Below are 16,858 nucleotides of genomic sequence, written 5' to 3'. Positions count from 1 at the left end.
CCGCATGCGCTGATCCTTTCGCCGAGTTGTCGGGGCGTGCGCGTTACCGCTGGTAGGGCCTACGCATAGGTTGGCTGTCCTGCTAACGTGCTTGATTAGGCAGGCAGGCTGAATGCGAGGGTTCCGGGATGTCGTTCGAGTACACACCCCCCAAGTACGCGCAATTGATCGCCGAGATAGAACGGCGGATCGAGTCCGGGGAGTATCCGCCGGGTTCCCCGTTGCCCAGTGAGCATCAGCTCATGGCCGAGTTCGGGATGGCACGTCCGACGGTGGTCAAGGCGCTTGGGGTGCTGCGGGATAACGGGTGGATCATTTCCGAGCAGGGTAAGGGCCGCTTCGTGCGTGGCCGGCCTGCCTTGGCCGCGGGGCAGCATCCGCGTACCGGCCAGGAGCTGCTGGACCGCAAGGAGATCCCGAGTACGACGCGGCTGGTCTCGGCTGGGCTGGTTGAGGCTCCTCGGCGGATCGCTGCCTATCTCGGTCTGGATGACGGCGCCTCGGTGGTGCTGCGCAGGACGGTAGTCCATCAGGGGGATGAGCCCTCGGAGATCGTGTCGGTGTGGCTGCGGCCGGAGCTGGCCGAGGGGACGGCGCTTGCCGCGTCTGCTGAGCTGCCTCAAGGGGTCGGCCGGCTGGTGGAGTCGGCGGCCGGGGTGGGGCTGGATCACATCGTTGAGCATCTGACCGCGCGTAACCCGACCAAGGAGGAACGTGGCCTGCTCGGCGTCGCGGCATCGGCTGCGCTGCTGGATCTGTACGCAGTGGCCTGTGATGCGACCGGTAAGGCGCATGTGGTGCTTCAGACCGTGCTGCCGGGGGACCGTCACGAGCTGGAAGACGCCTATCCGATCCGGTAGCCGAAGTTTCCCGAAGAAGCCCGCTTGGTTTGCTTGACTAGCCAAGCGGGCTTCGCGTTTACTGTTATCACCAAGCTTGGTCAGTCAAGCTGGCTGAGTGGATGACAGGAGAGACGCGATATGGCGCTACAGGGGCCCATCCCGATCAACTTCGAGCAGGTCTTCCCGCACGGCTGCTACATCGTGGGGGAGGTCGAGCCGGTCAAGGACTTCGAAGCCTCCACCGGCGGCAAGTTCGTCCAGGGGCGTGACAAGAACACCGGTGAGCTGGTCTGGCAGGTGGCGGTGATGGACGCCGACCCGACCGTCAAGGCCGCACAGAAGACGGTGGCGGTCAAGATCCTCGCTCCGGTGCAGCCGGTTCCCCCGGTGTCCATGGCGGGCCTGCCGTTCACTCCGGTGGAGTTCGATGGCATGACCGTCACCCCCTACGTCCACCAAGCGACTGGGCGGCTGGCCTACTCCATCCGGGCTCGGGAGATGCACGCTCCCCGGCCCATCGGCAAGCCGGCCCCGGCCGCGAACAAGGACGCCGCATGACCTCGCGCCGGTCGGGGGTCTCCTGGACGCAGACCTTCCTGCACGTCCAGGGCCGAGGGGCGGTCACCTGCCACACCTACCCCGACCGCACACCGATCTTGGAGCTGTCGGCCGGGGTAGGTGTGGTCAAGCTCGTCCTTCCGTCCACGCGCGTCGATGACGCACTGCGGGTCTTCGCCCGGGAGCTGGCCGAACAGGCGGCCATCTTCGCCCGCGAGGTCGAGCGCATGCACCACCACCAGACCACCCACAACACGACGCGAGAGGAGAACGTGGCATGAGCGGCTACAGCTACACCACCATCAGCATGCACCCCGGCCAGTCCCCCCGGGTGGGAGTGAGCATCCACCCCGACGAACACGCCAGGGTCACCTACTACCCGGCGGGCGACAGTGCCACGCGTTCCTGGCCGTCGACTACGGCGACGCCTGGGTGAACATCGGCACGACCTCCGACACCACCGTCACCGACACGCACGTGAAGTTCGCCCGCGACCTGTTCGACGCGGCGGCGCGCTTCCTGGCCGACTGCGAACGCCTGCGCGACCAGCACGCCCGGCAGGCCACCGACCAGACGACGCCCGACAAGGCCGCCTGATCGATTCGGGTGGGGCCGCTGGAAGCGCCAACTTCCGGCGGCCCCCGATCTCTCCCGCTCCACGCGATGTCACGAAAGAGGTGTTCAGTTTATGCTGCGTAAACTCCCCGGGGACTACACCCGGGAGATCGTCTCCACCGTCCCCAACGCATTGGTCTTCCGCCCGACCGTCGTCAACACCCCTGCCATCGTCACTCTGGTCGCGATCGTGAGCCGCGCGATGGCGGGACTCGTGCGCATAGTGTGGCGGCACCCCATCGCCTGCCTGGCCGTCGCCACCCCGCCCACCCTGGCCGTGCTCTACGGCTGGCTCGTCGCGGTGCTGGTCGTCGTGTCGACGGTGACGACATTGCTGGGCTGGTGGCTAAGCCATCCCGCCTCGTTCACCCGGTGGGCGGGGCTGCGGCTGCGGGCCTGGTGGCGGTGGATGTGGACCTACCGGCGGCACTGGCAACCGGTCATGGTCATCGCCGGCCTGGCCGCGCACATCGGCGGGCGTGAGTACCTGCCGCGTCTGCTCAAGGTGACCCGTACCCCGACCGCCGACGTCGTCTGTGTACGCATGCTGTCGGGCCAGTCGGTGACCGAGTGGCAAGACCGGGCCGACAACCTCGCCCACGGGTTCGCCGGCGTGCAGTGCCGGATCAAGCTCGACCGGCCCGGCCGGATCAGCCTGGTCCTCCCCCACCGTGACCTGCTCGCCGCGCCGATCCCCGGGCTGCCCATCCCGCGCGATGCGCAGGTCTCGGCGGTGGCGATCGGCCTGCACGAAGACGGCTCCTGCTACCGGCTCAAGCTGCATGGCACACACGTGCTGGTGGCCGGCGCTACCGGGGCGGGTAAAGGGTCGTGGCTGTGGTCGGCGATCCGCGGCTTACTGCCCGCGCGCCGGGCCGGGCTGGTGGAGATCTGGGCGCTGGACCCCAAGCTGATGGAGCTGTCCTACGGCCGTGCGCTGTTCGATCACTACGCCGCTGCCCCTGAGGCATGCGCGGAACTGCTGGAGATGGCCGTGAAGGTCATGCAGGAACGCGCGGGTCGCTTCGCCGGCGTCCAGCGCAACCACATCCCCACCGTGCATGACCCCTTCGTCCTGGTCGTGGTGGATGAGGTGGCGTTCCTGACGGCCTACCAGACCGACCGCAAGCTCAAGGAGCGCATTACCGCTGCTCTGGCCACGTTAACCACTCAGGGCCGTGCGGTCGGTGTCGGGGTACTGGCGGCGTTGCAGGACCCGCGCAAGGAAGTGCTCAACATCCGCAACCTGTTCCCCGACAAGATCGCCCTACGGCTGGACGAGCCGAGTCAGGTCGATCTCGTGCTGGGCGACGGTGCACGCGACCGGGGCGCGCTGGCCGATCACATCTCCTCAAGTCCGCTGGTGGGCGCCGGAGTGGGTTACGTGCGGCTGGAAGCCTCCCCCGAATCGGTCCGCGTCCGGGCCGCCTACGTCTCCGATGTCGACATCCGCGCCATGGTCGCCGACTTCGCCGTGGTGGGTGAGGGCCGATGACGACGAGCCTCGTTCACCTCCTCGACGGCTTGCGCTGCGAGATCTGCCGATGTCTCGACGTGCTGTGGCTGGACCCGGTGCGGGGCCTGGTGGAGTGCCGCGAGTGCGGCCAGACCGCCATCACACTCCCGGCCGAGGACGGCGGTGATGCCCTGTGACCGACTCCGCCGATCGATCCATCCCCCGGGCCGTCCGCGCGACGATGCCGCGGGCCCTGGACGTCATCAAGGAGGTTGCCAAGCAACACGGCGTGTGCGTCCAGCCCATCCCGCTCAAGCGCACCGATGTCCAGACCGGGAAGATCGAAGTCATCAACGTGCCCTGCGGCGCCACGCTGGCGAGCAAGTGTGAGCCGTGCGCCAACCGGGCCGTCCAGCTCCGCAAGGCCCAGTGTCGCGAGGGTTGGCATCTGGAGGCCGAACCAGTCGCCGAACCTGCCGCACCCACCGACCGTCAGCTCTGGCTCATGGAAGAACGCGCCGATGCGCATGTGCTTCGGGAGCTGGCTGAAGAGAGCGGCGGGGACGTGGCGGTCTGGGACGAGGTCATCACCACCCTGGAAGACGAGCTGACCACCTCGGGCGTGCGTGGCAGCGTCATCCCTGGGGAGGGCAAGCCGCGGCGGTCACGCTCGACCCGTCGCCGGCAGGACGCTCCGGACCTGCCCAAGCGGCAGCGAGAGAACCGCACCGTTGGACGCACCTTCAACGCGCCCGATGGCAAGGTCTACCGGCCGTCGCTGTTCGTCACCCTGACCTGCGACAGCTACGGCAAGGTACGCCACGACGGCACCCCGGTCGACCCCTCGACGTACGACTACGTGCGCGCGGCACGGGATGCGATCCACTTTCCCAAGGTGATCGACCGGTTCGTCCAGAACCTTCGCCGGGTCGCCGGGTATGAGGTTCAGTACTTCGCCACCGTCGAACCGCAACGGCGGCTGGCTCCTCACCTCCACATGGCCGTACGCGGAACCATGCCTCGGGCCGAGGTCAAGGCCGTGGCCGCGGCCACCTATCACCAAGTGTGGTGGCCGTCGTGCGACGTGGTCCGCTTCGAGGGCGAGCACCTGCCGGTCTGGGTGGCTGACGACCGCAGCGACGGGCAGGCCGGCGACTACCTCGACCCGGCGACTGGCGAAGTGTTGCCCACTTGGGAACAGGCGCTCGACCAGCTCGACGCCGACGAAGACGCCGAGCCCTTCCACGTGGTGCGCCTTGGGCAACAGATCGACGTTAAGGGCATCCTCGCCGGGTCGCCTGGCGCCGATCTCGGGCTGTACTACCTGACCAAGTACCTCACCAAGTCACTGACCGAGTGCCACGAGCCCACCACCGACGCGCAACGGGCGCACGTGGAACGGCTCATGAACGTGCTTCGCTACGAGCCATGTGCACCAACCTGCCCGAACTGGCTGCGCTACGGGGTACAACCCAAGGGAGCAAAACCGGGCATGCGGCCGGGCGGCTGCCGATCCAAGGCGCACAAGCCCGAACACCTCGGCTACGCCGGGCGGCGAGTCCTGGTCTCGCGCAAGTGGTCTGGCAAGACCTTGTCGGAGCACAAGCAGGATCGCCGGGCCTGGGTGCTCGAACAGCTCGGCCTTTCGGCAACTGAGGACCAGCCGGCCCCCGCCGACCCACACCGGTATCTGTGGCGCGTCGTCACCCCCGCCGATGACGATGTGCCACCTCTCGCCGAACGGCTGCTCACAGAGATCGCCAACCGGCAACGATGGCGCACCGCACTACAGCACGCCCAAGCACGAGCAGACGGAGAACCCATCCACGATCTTTCGGCAACGGGGGTGGCTGCCTGATGGCGAACAAGGAAGGGCGCCGGCGCTTCGGCAGTATCCGTAAGCTGCCGTCCGGCCGTTTCCAGATCCGCTACCCGGGACCGGACGGGCGTCTACGTACCGGTGAGTCCACCTACGCCACCGAGCGTGACGCGGACAAGGCTCTCTCGCTCGTGGAGGCGAAGCTCGTCACGGGCGACTGGACCGACCCTCAGCGGTCCAAGGTCAAGATCGTTGATTACGCCGAGAAGTGGATCAACGAGCGTACTAACCTGCGGCCCCGCACCGTCGAGATCTACCGAGGGCTGCTGCGGCGGTACGTCGTGCCATACCTCGGCAACGTGCCTCTCGGCAAGATCGATACGGCTACGGTCCGGGAGTGGCGGGCAACCCTCGTGGGCAAGGGCGTGGGCGCGTCCGAGGTGGCGAAGTCGTACCGGTTCCTGCGGGCCGTGCTGATGACCGCGGCCGATGACCGGATCATCCCGCGCAACCCGTGCCGGATCCGAGGTGCCGGCGAAGAGACCCCGGACGAACGGCCGGTGCTCACGGTCGCCCAGGTGTTCCAGCTCGCCGATCTGATGCCGGAACGTCTCCGCGCGCTCGTCCTGCTCACCACGTTCGCGAGCCTGCGATGGGGCGAGGTCGCGGCGCTCCGGCGAATGGACCTGGACCTGACGGCGGGCACAGTGAGTGTTCGGCAACAGCACGTCGAACTGGACTCCGGGGAACTGCTCATCGGTCCGCCCAAGTCGCGGGCTGGCGTCCGCACCGTCGCGATCCCCTCGGCGATCATTCCGGTCCTGGAGCATCACCTCGCGAACTACGCCGGCCCGGAAGACGATTCGCTGATCTTCACCGGTGCTCGGGGCGGTGTCTTCCGGCGGAGCAACTTCCGCCGCGCGGCCGGCTGGGCGAGCGCCACACGCAAGATCGGCTCAACCGGTCTGCATTTCCATGATCTGCGGCATACGGGGAACACGATCGCGGCGGCGTCGGGGGCGAGCCTTCGCGATCTCATGGAGCGGATGGGCCACGACAGCGTACGGGCCGCGATGATCTACCAGCACAGTACGGCCCAGGCTGACCGGAAGATCGCCAATGCGATGAACAGCATGATCGAGGAAGCCGGTGGCGGCGGGTGATCGCCGAGATGCGTCAAGATCCCGAAGCTAATGGCACGCTAATGGCACGAGACCCCCGTCAGAAGATCTCTGGCAGGGGCGTTTTGGCTGGTGGGCGCTACTGGGTTCGAACCAGTGACCCCTCGCTTGTAAGGCGAGTGCTCTACCGCTGAGCTAAGCGCCCGGGTGCCCTTGGTCGTGAAGGGCGGGTGGGCTACACCTTACGGTACGGAAGGGGACCTGAGCACATTGAGCGCCCAGGTGGATCCCGCGTCGGGGACGCCGGCCGCCTGCCAGCCGAGGAGGGCCGCGCCGAGCATCCCGGTGTTGACGCCCAGTGCCGCGTGGCGCAGCGGAGGGGCGGGGCGGAAGGCCAGCCTGGACTGCAGGCGCTCGGCCAGCGGGTCGAAGAGTGCCGCGCCAGCCTCGGCCAGTCCCCCGCCGATGACGATCGAGGAGGGGTCCAGAAGCAGGGTGTAGGAGGCCAGGGCGATGGAGAGCGCCTCCAGGGCCTCGTCCCAGACGGCGGAGGCGTGGGGGTCGCCGCGCATGGCAAGCGCCACGACGTCCTCGGCGGCCGGACCGGCTCCGGTGGGCGGCGGCGTCGAAGGACGCACGGAGGCCGCGCGGCTGAGGCGTTCGGAGTAGCGGCGGGCCACCGAGGCGGCGGAGGCGTAGGTCTCCAGGCAGCCGATCTGGCCGCAGGCGCAGCGCTCGCCGTCGGGGAATACGGGGATGTGGCCGATCTCGCCGCCCCACCCTCCCGACCCGCCGTACGGCTCGCCGTGCAGGATGGACGCGCCGGCGATACCAGTGCCGATCGGGAGGAACAGAAAGTCCGGCTCCGATCGGCCGGCGCCGAGGATTCGCTCCGCCAGACCTGCGGTGCGGACGTCGTGTCCGAGCCGGATGGGCACGTCGAGTGGGGTGAAGTCGGTGGCCGGCACGTCTCTCCAGCCGATGTTGGCCGAGTAGAGGGCGGTGTCGGTGTTGACCAGCCCGGGGACGGCGAGCCCGATCCCGGACGGCGTTCCGTGGGCGGACGGCGTTCCGTGGGCGGACGGTATCCCTTGAGTGGGCGGCGTTCCGTAGGGGGAGGAGGGCCGGGAGAGGGGGCGGTGGGAGGTGGGTCCGGTGGGGTGCGGGTGGGAGGGGTCAGTGGAGGTGAGGAGGGCTCGGCCCGATTCGGCGAGGTGGTCGATGAAGGCGCGGATGGCCTCGATGACGCGCAGGGGGCCTTCGTCGCGGGGGGTGGGGCGGCGGTCGGTGAGCAGTACCTCGCCGCCGGAGGTGACGAGCCCGCCTTTCATGGAGGTGCCGCCGACATCGAGGGCGACGACGTAGGCCTTGGGACTCATGCCGCCGCTCCCACGCCGACGCTCCGGTGGACGGGCTGGTGGCTGGACTCGAGCACCGGGTTCTTCCCTACTTCCGCGGCCGGGCGGGCCGCCGGACGGCCCAGAGAAATGCGCATTCACGCGCAGTTTTGCCCAAATGGGTGCATGAGTCAAAACCACGGGAGGAGGTGCGGCGGCTGGTCCACCCATACCTTCACCGGTCTGCCCGTAAGGGGAACCGGTCCACCCGTATCGTGGCCGGTACACCTGTACCGTCATCGATTCGCCCGTACGGCGATGGGTTGCCCATGCCATGACCGGTCTCCCCGTACCGTGACTGATCCGTCCATACCGTGACCGATCCGTCCGCACCCTGACAGATCCCTCTGTACTGCGACTGGTCCCTCTGTACGGCGGCTGATCCCTCTGTACTGAGACTGATCCGTCCGTGCTGTAACTGGTGTGTCCGTAGCGCGTGCGCCGGCGGGGTCAGGAGGAGGGGCGGCGGCCGAGGACTCGGTTGAGGGCTGCTTCTACCTCTTCGGACAGGCCAGGGGCGCCGGCGCGCACCAGGGACGGGCGGTCGTCCGGATCGGCGTCCTCGCCGTCGGCGAGCCGTACGGCGCCGCAGGAGCGGCACTCGACCTCGCCGAGCCTGCAGATCAGCTTGGTGGAGCCGCAGGACCCGCAGCGGTCGAGGTCGAGATCGAGGTCGTGCTCGCGCTGGCAGGACGGGCAGATGAGCACCTGCCGTTCACGCCGCACGCCGCGGCGCCAAGGGCTCGCGCCCCGGACCGGGTCCGTCTGCCGGACGCCGCACCGATAGCAGGGCATCGTCGCCACCGCCTCCGTCTTCGCCGGGCCGCCGCCCGGCGCGGTTCATGAGAATTCGTCGAGCACCTTGCGGTACCCGGAGATGTCGCGCGCCGAGGGCACCGGGTTGACTTCCTTCCACCGGACCACGCCCTCGCCGTCGATGAGGAAGGTGCCGCGAAGGGCGCGACCCCCCTGCTCATCGAAGACACCGTACGCCTGCGCAACCTCGCCGTGCGGCCAGAAGTCCGACAGCATCGGGAAGGTGAAGCCCTCCTTGTCGGCCCACGCCCGCTGGCTGAAGAGGGAGTCAACCGACACGGTCAGCACCCGTACATCATCGGGCACGGAGGTCACGAGTTCGTCGCGGATCGCGCACAGCTCGCCGTGGCAGATGCCGCTGAAGGCCAGCGGGTAGAACACGAGCAGCACCCGGTGACCGCGAAGGTCGCCCAGCCGTACCGGGGTGCCGTGCTGGTCCTTCAGCTCGAAGTCCGGCGCCTTGTCTCCCACGTCGACCGCCATGCCGGTCCTTTCCCCACCGAAAACGCCTAGAAGGTGCATAGAAGATGAACGCGCGTCGAGCACGGCGAGCGCATCGGGCCTGCCGTACGGCCGGTGTGCGCCGTACGGCAGGGGAAAGCGGAGTCGCTGAGCTGCGGCGGCGTCGTGACGGACCCGATGGGACCGGTCGCGTGGGAACGGCCGGCCGCTCCGGACACCCCCCGGTGATCGGAGCCCGGCACCCGGCCACTACGACGACGTCCCGGACGTCCTGGAGACGGCCGGAGACCCTGGCGACGGCCGGTGGGCTATCGGCGGCCCTTGGGAGTGACCAGTCGCGTGCCCGACCAGTCGCGGGCCGCGCTCACGCTGCTGGTCTGCGAAAGACCCGCCGTGGCGGCGTCCTCCCCGATGTCGCTCGGCTCGACGTGACCGTCCCGACCGACCTTCGGCGTCAGCAGCCAGATCTGGCCGCCGTCGGCCAGCCCGGCCATCGCATCACTCAAAGCGTCGAACAGGTCGCCGTCCCCGTCGCGCCACCACAGCAGCACGACGTCGATGACCTCTTCGGAGTCCTCGTCGACCAGTTCGTTGCCGGTCAGCTCCTCGATCGACTGGCGAAGCTCCTCATCGGAGTCCTCGTCCCAGCCGATCTCCTGCACCACCTGACCCGGCTTCAGACCGAGTCGCTCGGCCAGGCCGCGCTCGCCCTGCGCCTGACCCGCGGTCGCGCTCACGTTTATCCCTCCTGCTTGAATGGCCCCGCGTTACGCGGTTTACCCGGCCCCTGCGAGGCCGCTTCGGCACAGTCCACACGCTGTGACCCATCGTCGTCAACGGTCGCCACGACCGGTGACCCGCACCGTTATCTGTTAGTCCGACAAAAACGACAAACGTACACGCCGTTCCGGGTTGTCGACGTTGAGGTCGACGATGGCGATCGACTGCCATGTTCCCAGCTCCAGCCGCCCGCCCAGGACCGGGACGGTCGCGTACGGCGGGATGAGCGCCGGCATCACGTGTGACCTGCCATGACCGCGCGAGCCGTGGGCGTGGCGCCATCGGTCGTCGGCCGGAAGCAGATCGTCCAGCAGGTTCAGCAGATCGTCGTCGCTGCCGGAGCCGAGCTCCAGCACCGCCACCCCCGCCGTCGCGTGCGGGACGAAGACGTTAAGCAGACCGTCTCCCCCGCACGAGCGCGCGAACTCCTCGCACTGCCGGGTGATGTCGTGCACCCGTTCCTTGTTCCCGGTCCTCACCTCGAACGTCTGAGATCTCACCTGACGGATCTTATGATCCCCGCTGAACTGGGACGACAACCGCATCCGGCCCGGGAAACACCAACCCGGTGTGTCCGTCGTCGAAACGTACGACGTACGGCGGGCATCCGTCCGGCCCTCGCACCTCGATGATCAAGCCCGGCCGGTCCCTCTCTCCCACAGCATTCCCGTGGACGAGGAGCCGGTCCCCAATGGTCGCGTACACGAAGATCCCTCCTTCCTCACGGCCGCTTCCAGACTCATACGGCTCGTTCCCGGCGAAAAGAGGGAGAGACCCTCCCCCGGCGGAGGGAGGGGAAATAAAGACCGAAACGTTACTCTGCGAGGATGTGGCGCTTCTGGCTCCGGAGGACGGGGCGGCTGGGGCTCCGGGCGCGCACGGCGGCCTCCTATGTCCTGGTCACCACCGCGGCCGTACTCATCGTGGAGGCCGTCCTCCTCGGGCTCGTGATCTCCTCGGCGAGCGGGTCGGACCTGGTGGCACGCCTGCAGGACCAGGCCGGCAAGGACGCGAAGATCCTGAGCGCGACGGCCGCCAAGCTGGCCACGGTGTCCCCCGGCGACGACCTGCCCCACCTGCTGGCCAGGGCGGTGAAGTCGTCCTACGGCCTCACCGGGTTCGGCGGCTCGGCACAGGACGCCGAGCAGAGCGTGCCGCTCCGCAGGGTGACGGAGAAGGCGGACCGCGTCCCGGTCGAGGTCCTGCTCGACGCCCAGGGCGTGATCATCACCAGCACGGCGACGGCCTCCTACCCGGCACGCGGGCGGCTGCCGGTGCGGCTGCCCACCGGCGGCCAGGGCCTCGGCGGGAAGAGCGACACGGCGGCCGGGCCCGCGGCGTGGTGGATCAGCCCGGTTTTCGGCCCGTCGGCCGACGGGCCCCTGAAGCTCTTCGCGGACGGCGACTCCGTGGTCGTCGAAGACGAGACCGGCCCCTGGGAGCCGTCCGGGAAGGGCAAGGCGCCGCAGACGGTCGGATACGTCTATGTGCAGGCACCGCCCGACCTCGGCGAGGCGACCGCCTCGGCCAAGGCGACCGTGCCGCTGCTCGCGCCCGGCGCGCTGGTCCTGGCGCTGGTCGTGCCGGTGGGCGTGGTGTTCGGCATGCTGAGCACCCGCCGGCTGATCGGCCGCATCACCCGGCTGGCCGAGGTGACGACGGCGGTGGCGAGGGGGGACTTCGGCCACAGGGTGGGCGTCCGCGGCGCGGACGAGGTCGGGCAGCTGGAGGCGGGGTTCAACCGGATGACCGAACGGCTCGGAGCGGCCGTGGAGGCCGAACGGCGCTCGGCTCGGGCCGACGCGCGGCAGGCCGAGCGGACGCGCATCGCCCGCGAACTGCACGACTCCATCTCCCAGGACCTGTTCTCCCTGAGCCTGCTGGCGGCGGGCATGCGCAGGGCCGCCCCGCAGGAGCTGCGGCGCGAGGCCGAGACGATGGAGCGGACGGCCGCCCGGACGATGCGCGAGATGCAGGCCCTGCTGCTGGAGCTGCGCCCGGTGGCGCTGGAGGACGCGGGCCTGGTCCCCGCGCTGCGGGAACTGTGCAACGCCTACCAGGCGCGTCTCGGGATCACGATGCGCGCGTCGCTCGAGACGGTGCCGCTCACCCCGGCCGCCGAGCACGCGGTGCTGCGCCTCACGCAGGAGGCCGTCGGCAACGCGATCAGGCACGGGGCGCCGACCGCCATCGAGGTGCGGCTGCGGCGCGCCGGAGGCGAGACCGAGATCGTCGTCAGCGACGACGGACGCGGATTCGACCCCTCGCGCCCCTCGCTCAGCCATGGGATGGGGCTCAGGCTCATGCGCGAGAGAGTGGAGGAGCTCGGCGGCCGGTTCTCGGTCACCAGCGGGCCGGACGCCGGCACGGTGGTCCGCGCGTCCCTGCCCCTCCAGCCCGTCCCGTGTGCGGCGGCGGAGGCGGAGGCGCCGTGATCCGGGTGCTGATCGTCGACGACCACGAGGTCGTGCGGCAGGGACTGCGGTTCGTCCTGGACCAGGAGGAGGGCATCGAGGTCGTCGGCGAGTGCGGCGACGGGGCCCAGGCCCTGGCCGCCGTGCGCGCGGTGCGGCCGTCGGTCGTGCTGCTCGACATGGTGATGCCCGGCATGGACGGCCTGGACGTGCTGCGGCGCCTCGGACCGGACCGGCCGGCGGTGATCGTCCTGACCTCTTTCCAGGAGGACGAGCGGGTCGTGGCGGCCGTCCGGCTCGGCGCGCTGTCCTACCTGCCGAAGACCACCGCGGTGGACCGGGTGGTCGAGGCGGTGCGGGCGGCCGCGCACGGGGGCAGCGTCCTCGCGCCGGGCGTCGCCGCGCTGCTGGTGCGCCAGGTGCGCGGCGGGGAACGGCGCACCCCGCTGGACTTCCTGACCCCGCGCGAGCGCGAGGTGCTGACCGCGCTCGCGCGGGGCCGCTCCAACGGCGAGATCGCGCGGGCGCTCTCGCTGGGCAAGGAGACGGTGAAGACGCACGTGTCCAGCGTCCTTGCCAAGCTGGGCGTCGCCGACCGGACCCAAGCGGCGATCTTCGGGTTGCAACACGGCCTGGTCCCCCTGGAAGAGGCGCTGGAGCCGGAGACCCCGAAGGAGTAGCGCCCCCGTCCAGAGGTGAGACGACCCCGTCAGGTGGTGCGCAGGGCCTCGGTGGGGGGCAGGCGGGCGGCGCGCAGGGCCGGGTAGAGGCCGGCCAGGGCGCCCACGACCACGGCGACCCCGAAGCCACCCCACAGCCCCTCCGGCGGCACCAGCACCGTCCAGCCCCGGGTGCGGGCCAGGACGAGGGTGAACAGGCAGCCGATCGCCACTCCCCCGGCGCCGCCGATGGCCGCGAGGACCAGCGACTCGGTCAGGAACTGCCCGGCCACGTGCCGGCGGGTGGCCCCGAGGGCCCGGCGCAGGCCGATCTCCCCGCGGCGCTCCAGCACCGAGATGACCATGATGTTGCCGATGCCGATGCCGCCGACCAGCAGCGCGATGGCGCCGAGCCCGAGGAACAGCGTGGCGGAGGACGCGGCGACGGCCACGCGCGTGGTGAGCGCGTCCGAGGGACGGACCACCTGGACCTGCTCGGCGTGGACGGGGTTGGTGGTCGGCGCGAGCAGGCCGGCCACGGCCTCCACGCGTTCCTGCCGCGCGCGGACGTACAGCCGGCTGGGGTGGCCGTCGTAGCCCAGCAGCCGCGCGGCCACCGGGAAGCCGACCAGCGCGGACCGGTCGATCTCCGGGGCCAGGACCAGGGGGTCCAGGATGCCGGAGACGGTGTACCAGTGGCCGCCGATCCAGACGCGCGTCGAGGCGTCGACGCGGTTGATCCCGAGGGTCTGGGCCGCCTGGTGGCCGAGCACGACGACGGGGTAGCCCGCGGTGGCGGCGTCCAGGAAGCGGCCCTGCCGGACCCGTCCGTCGAGGGTGGCCAGCAGTGTGGTGTCGCAGGCCCGCACGGCCAGGCCGCCCGTCATGCCCTCCGGCACGTGGTCGTTGCGGTAGACGTTCTTGTCCGTGAGCTGCGTCGTGGGCGCGACGCCGGTGACGCCGTCCACGCGGCGGAGCATGCGGGTGGCGCCGACCGGCAGCAGGGCCTCGGCGCCGCCCAGGTCACGGCCGTTGGCCACGGTCAGCAGGTTGGTCCCGAGCCGGTCGATCTGTTCCAGGAGCGCCGCCTGGCTGGAGCGGGTGACGCCGAGGACCGCGACGATGGCGGCGATGCCGATGGCGATGCCGAGCGCGGAGAGCAGGGCGCGGGTCTTGCGGGCGCGCAGCCCGAGCGTCCCGACCGCGAGCAGGTCCACGGCGCGCAACCGGCCGGCGGGGGCGCCGGCCGCCGGACGGGGGCCCCTCATCGGACGCCGTCCCCGTGCGTCCCGCGGTCCCCCCGTGGTGCGGCGTCCCCGCCCGGCACGGCGTCCCCGCGAAGCGGGGCGTCCCCGTAGAGTCCGCCGTCCCCGTGCGGTGAGGCGTCGTCGTGGTGCTCGCCGACGACCCGGCCGTCGCGCAGGTCGATCCGCCGGGGGCAGGCGGCGGCGATCTCGGCGTCGTGCGTGACGATCATCAAAGTGGTTCCCTGTTCGTTGAGCTCGCGCAGGAGGGAGACGATCTCCCTGCCGTTCGCCGAGTCGAGGTTGCCGGTGGGTTCGTCGGCGAAGACGATGGACGGCCGGCCGACCAGCGCGCGGGCGATGGCGACCCTCTGGCGCTCGCCGCCGGACAGTTTGGCCGAGCGGTGCCGGACGCGGTGTCCGAGCCCGACCCGGGTGAGCGCGTCGGCGGCCAGGCGGCGGCGCTCGGCGGCGGGCACGCCGCGGTACAGCAGCCCCGTGGCGACGTTCTCCAGCGCGCTCAGGCTCTCCAGCAGGAAGAACCGCTGGAAGACCACGCCGACGTGGTGGGCGCGCAGCCCGGCGAGCCGCCGGTCCCCGTAGGACTCCACGGCGTGGCCGGCCAGTCGTACGGTCCCGGAGGTGGGGCGGTCGAGCGCGGCCATGAGGTGGAGCAGCGTCGACTTGCCCGACCCGGACGGGCCGAGCAGGGCGACCATCTCTCCCGCGGCCACGCTCAGCGTGACGCCGCGCACCGACTCGACGGGGGGCTCGCCGGGGTGGACCTTGCGGACGCCGGTCAGTTCCAGCACCGGCCCGGTCCGGGCGGAGCGCGGCGTGCGTGCGGGCGTCATTCTTGCGGCACCTCCACCTGGGCGCCCTCGGGGACGCCGGTCACCTCGACGGTCCCCTCGGTCTCGTCGAACAGCCCGGTCTCGACCGGGACGGTCGTGCGGCGGCTCCCCTGGACGGTCACGACCGCGAACCTGCCGCCGGGCCGGGCGAGCAGGGCGAGGATCGGCACGGTGAGGACGTCCTTGTGCCGCTCCACGGTGATCTCGACCTGCACCACGGCCTGGTCCAGCGCCCGCACCGGCCTGCCCGAGAGCGTGATGGTGATCGGCACGTACGACTGCGCGGGGTCGCCGTCCTGCCGCGGCTGGTCCGGGGTGACGGCGACCGTGCTGATCGTGGCGACCTGGCCGCCGCGTCTGCGGCCGTCGGGGAGGATGACGGTGACCCTGTCCCCCTTGCCGACCCTCGGCGCCATGCTCGGGTCGAGCTGAACCGACACGATGGGCACCGCGCTGGTGCCGTGCAGGACGCGGCCGCCGGCCGCGTCGCCGACCTGGGCGTCGTGGCCGGTGACGCGCAGGGGCCTCGGCAGGAACACCACCTGTCCCAGCGGCACGGCGCCGGTGACCGGCAGGTGCGCGTCGTGCTGCCACCTGCGGACGGCGTAGTAGGTGGACAGGCCATAGGTGCGGTCCACGGTGAAGCCGGTGTAGCCGAGCGCCCGCAGGTTGCGTTCGAGCTGCTCGACGTCCGCCCCTGAGGTCATCCCCAGCGCGAACGCCCGCCAGGCGGGGCGGGGGCCGTACAGGAGGATGGCCCTGCCTCCGTCGGCCTCGTAGACGGCGTGGCCGCGGGTGATCCTCGCCCCGACCTTGGGCAGCCGGGTGAGGACGCCACCCACGCCGTTGACCGAGTAGGTGGCCGCGTAGGTGAGCGTGCCGTTCGCCAGTTCCCGTGCGGCGACGTCGCCCACGGTCACCGGGACGGTGCCGGTGGCGACGGGCGCGGCGGCGGGGGCCGCCGGCGTGTCGCGCAGCACGACCCAGCCGCCGCCCGCCAGGGCCAGCACCACGGCCCCGGCGAGCGACGCCCGCAGCGCGCCGGCCATCAGGAGCCCTCCGGGCTCTTGATCGAGAGCCCGTTCGCGGGAAAGTGCTCTTTGCAGGCCTCGAGCTGGCGCTTCATGCCCCTCTTGCCCAGGCCCAGCAGGCGTCTGGACAGCGGGAAGTCACCGTCGGCGTCGGGATCGGGCCAGTCGCGCAGGCCGTTGGAGCGCATGCACGCGGCGAACCGGCGGAGCTTCGCCACGTCGGCGGCCGTCACCGGCGGCCGGGACCTGCCCTCGGGCGGGAGGCGGTCGGCGATGGACCGGCATGCCCGCATGACGGCGGCGGTGGGTTCGCGGGTGCCGGGCGGCAGGGTGATCTTGCCGGTGCGCGGGTCGGGCACCACGTCGGGGAAGCCGGGCATGCCGTGGGTCCGGATGCACTGGGTGAGCTCCCGGTAGACGGCGAGTCGCCCGGGGGTCGCCGTGGGGGCCGAGGTGGCGGCCGGCGTTCCCTGCCCGGAGCCGCATCCGGCGAGCGCGGCGGCGACGGCGAGCAGCGCTGTGGTTCGTCTGATCATGGGATCCCTGGCCTTGTCGGAGGGTGGGGGCCGGCGCCGCGGCCCGGCTCGGGCGCGCGGCGGCCGGCGAGGTGGCGCTTCCAAGGCTCGCGGCGGGGGCCGTGCCGCACATCGCGCGCGAGCGGGGTTGGAACTCCCTCCGGAGGGGGAGGCAGGGAGGAACGGGGGCCTACAGGGGTCCCCCAGGGGTGACCTGGACCGACCCCCGGATCGTTATGATTTGTTACGTCCCGCGAACATCGTCCTGCGATCGA

The 16,858-nt window shown here is 70.7% G+C and carries 21 protein-coding genes and 1 tRNA gene; 11 read left to right on the top strand and 11 right to left on the bottom strand.

What is annotated here, in order from left to right; translation table 11 throughout:
- Positions 1 to 128 precede the first annotated feature (128 nt).
- The 9 genes from ACWEN6_RS00975 (at position 129) to ACWEN6_RS00935 (ending at position 6,453) form a co-directional block, all read left to right on the top strand.
- Positions 129 to 860, top strand: coding sequence for a GntR family transcriptional regulator (locus tag ACWEN6_RS00975; protein WP_452568324.1), 732 nt, complete (start codon positions 129 to 131; stop codon positions 858 to 860).
- A gap of 120 nt (positions 861 to 980) precedes the next feature.
- Positions 981 to 1,400, top strand: a complete 420-nt coding sequence (locus tag ACWEN6_RS00970) for a plasmid replication, integration and excision activator (protein WP_452568323.1) — start codon at positions 981 to 983, stop codon at positions 1,398 to 1,400.
- On the top strand, positions 1,397 to 1,681 hold the full coding sequence (locus ACWEN6_RS00965) for a hypothetical protein (RefSeq protein ID WP_452568322.1): 285 nt from the start codon (positions 1,397 to 1,399) through the stop codon (positions 1,679 to 1,681). Before ACWEN6_RS00970 ends, ACWEN6_RS00965 begins: the two co-directional genes overlap by 4 nt.
- Positions 1,678 to 1,836 (top strand): hypothetical protein, encoded by a 159-nt coding sequence (locus ACWEN6_RS00960; protein WP_452568321.1) that lies wholly within the window; start codon positions 1,678 to 1,680, stop codon positions 1,834 to 1,836. The genes ACWEN6_RS00965 and ACWEN6_RS00960 overlap by 4 nt, the downstream gene beginning before the upstream one ends.
- Positions 1,833 to 1,997 (top strand): hypothetical protein, encoded by a 165-nt coding sequence (locus ACWEN6_RS00955; protein ID WP_452568320.1) that lies wholly within the window; start codon positions 1,833 to 1,835, stop codon positions 1,995 to 1,997. The genes ACWEN6_RS00960 and ACWEN6_RS00955 overlap by 4 nt, the downstream gene beginning before the upstream one ends.
- Positions 1,998 to 2,088: 91 nt before the next feature.
- Entirely contained in the window at positions 2,089 to 3,510 is a 1,422-nt protein-coding gene (locus tag ACWEN6_RS00950; protein ID WP_452568319.1) for an FtsK/SpoIIIE domain-containing protein, read from the top strand.
- Entirely contained in the window at positions 3,507 to 3,668 is a 162-nt protein-coding gene (locus ACWEN6_RS00945; RefSeq protein ID WP_452568318.1) for a hypothetical protein, read from the top strand. Before ACWEN6_RS00950 ends, ACWEN6_RS00945 begins: the two co-directional genes overlap by 4 nt.
- The gene (locus ACWEN6_RS00940; RefSeq protein WP_452568317.1) at positions 3,665 to 5,329 is read left to right on the top strand and encodes a replication initiator; all 1,665 of its coding nucleotides are present in this window, start codon (positions 3,665 to 3,667) and stop codon (positions 5,327 to 5,329) included. The genes ACWEN6_RS00945 and ACWEN6_RS00940 overlap by 4 nt, the downstream gene beginning before the upstream one ends.
- Complete coding sequence (locus ACWEN6_RS00935) at positions 5,329 to 6,453, top strand: tyrosine-type recombinase/integrase (protein ID WP_452568316.1); 1,125 nt, start codon at positions 5,329 to 5,331, stop codon at positions 6,451 to 6,453. The genes ACWEN6_RS00940 and ACWEN6_RS00935 overlap by 1 nt, the downstream gene beginning before the upstream one ends.
- An 88-nt stretch (positions 6,454 to 6,541) precedes the next feature.
- On the opposite strand, the gene ACWEN6_RS00930 is transcribed toward ACWEN6_RS00935, so the two are convergent.
- From ACWEN6_RS00930 to ACWEN6_RS00900, 7 genes are all read right to left on the bottom strand, one after another.
- Positions 6,542 to 6,616 (bottom strand) — tRNA-Val (locus ACWEN6_RS00930).
- A gap of 37 nt (positions 6,617 to 6,653) precedes the next feature.
- Positions 6,654 to 7,790, bottom strand: coding sequence for an ROK family protein (locus ACWEN6_RS00925; RefSeq protein WP_452568315.1), 1,137 nt, complete (start codon positions 7,788 to 7,790; stop codon positions 6,654 to 6,656).
- Between the two features lie 468 nt (positions 7,791 to 8,258).
- Entirely contained in the window at positions 8,259 to 8,534 is a 276-nt protein-coding gene (locus ACWEN6_RS00920; protein WP_380831963.1) for a hypothetical protein, read from the bottom strand.
- 114 nt (positions 8,535 to 8,648) lie between these two features.
- Positions 8,649 to 9,107: a peroxiredoxin gene (locus ACWEN6_RS00915; RefSeq protein WP_354848496.1), complete on the bottom strand. Its 459-nt coding sequence runs from the start codon at positions 9,105 to 9,107 to the stop codon at positions 8,649 to 8,651.
- 287 nt (positions 9,108 to 9,394) lie between these two features.
- Positions 9,395 to 9,823 (bottom strand): DUF3052 domain-containing protein, encoded by a 429-nt coding sequence (locus ACWEN6_RS00910; RefSeq protein WP_354848493.1) that lies wholly within the window; start codon positions 9,821 to 9,823, stop codon positions 9,395 to 9,397.
- Positions 9,824 to 9,958: 135 nt separating this feature from the next.
- Positions 9,959 to 10,366, bottom strand: a complete 408-nt coding sequence (locus ACWEN6_RS00905) for a secondary thiamine-phosphate synthase enzyme YjbQ (RefSeq protein WP_354848490.1) — start codon at positions 10,364 to 10,366, stop codon at positions 9,959 to 9,961.
- Between the two features lie 10 nt (positions 10,367 to 10,376).
- On the bottom strand, positions 10,377 to 10,571 hold the full coding sequence (locus tag ACWEN6_RS00900) for a DUF1918 domain-containing protein (protein WP_354848487.1): 195 nt from the start codon (positions 10,569 to 10,571) through the stop codon (positions 10,377 to 10,379).
- 122 nt (positions 10,572 to 10,693) lie between these two features.
- Between ACWEN6_RS00900 and ACWEN6_RS00895 the strand changes: the two genes are divergently transcribed.
- A complete protein-coding gene (locus ACWEN6_RS00895) occupies positions 10,694 to 12,301 on the top strand; it encodes a HAMP domain-containing sensor histidine kinase (protein WP_452568314.1) in 1,608 nt (535 codons plus the stop codon).
- Positions 12,298 to 12,960, top strand: a complete 663-nt coding sequence (locus ACWEN6_RS00890; protein WP_452568313.1) for a response regulator — start codon at positions 12,298 to 12,300, stop codon at positions 12,958 to 12,960. The genes ACWEN6_RS00895 and ACWEN6_RS00890 overlap by 4 nt, the downstream gene beginning before the upstream one ends.
- A gap of 29 nt (positions 12,961 to 12,989) precedes the next feature.
- Here ACWEN6_RS00890 and ACWEN6_RS00885 read toward each other — a convergent pair whose 3' ends face one another.
- The 4 genes from ACWEN6_RS00885 to ACWEN6_RS00870 are packed head-to-tail and all read right to left on the bottom strand — an operon-like array spanning position 12,990 to position 16,604.
- Positions 12,990 to 14,207, bottom strand: coding sequence for an ABC transporter permease (locus ACWEN6_RS00885; RefSeq protein WP_452568312.1), 1,218 nt, complete (start codon positions 14,205 to 14,207; stop codon positions 12,990 to 12,992).
- Positions 14,204 to 15,037: an ABC transporter ATP-binding protein gene (locus ACWEN6_RS00880; protein ID WP_452568311.1), complete on the bottom strand. Its 834-nt coding sequence runs from the start codon at positions 15,035 to 15,037 to the stop codon at positions 14,204 to 14,206. The genes ACWEN6_RS00885 and ACWEN6_RS00880 overlap by 4 nt, the downstream gene beginning before the upstream one ends.
- Entirely contained in the window at positions 15,034 to 16,086 is a 1,053-nt protein-coding gene (locus tag ACWEN6_RS00875; RefSeq protein WP_452568310.1) for a peptidoglycan-binding protein, read from the bottom strand. Before ACWEN6_RS00875 ends, ACWEN6_RS00880 begins: the two co-directional genes overlap by 4 nt.
- Positions 16,086 to 16,604, bottom strand: coding sequence for a hypothetical protein (locus tag ACWEN6_RS00870; RefSeq protein ID WP_452568309.1), 519 nt, complete (start codon positions 16,602 to 16,604; stop codon positions 16,086 to 16,088). The genes ACWEN6_RS00875 and ACWEN6_RS00870 overlap by 1 nt, the downstream gene beginning before the upstream one ends.
- Positions 16,605 to 16,858: the final 254 nt, after the last annotated feature.

The sequence above is a fragment of the Sphaerisporangium sp. NPDC004334 genome, from assembly GCF_053602655.1.
This window is presented reverse-complemented; position numbering and strand designations above follow the sequence as displayed.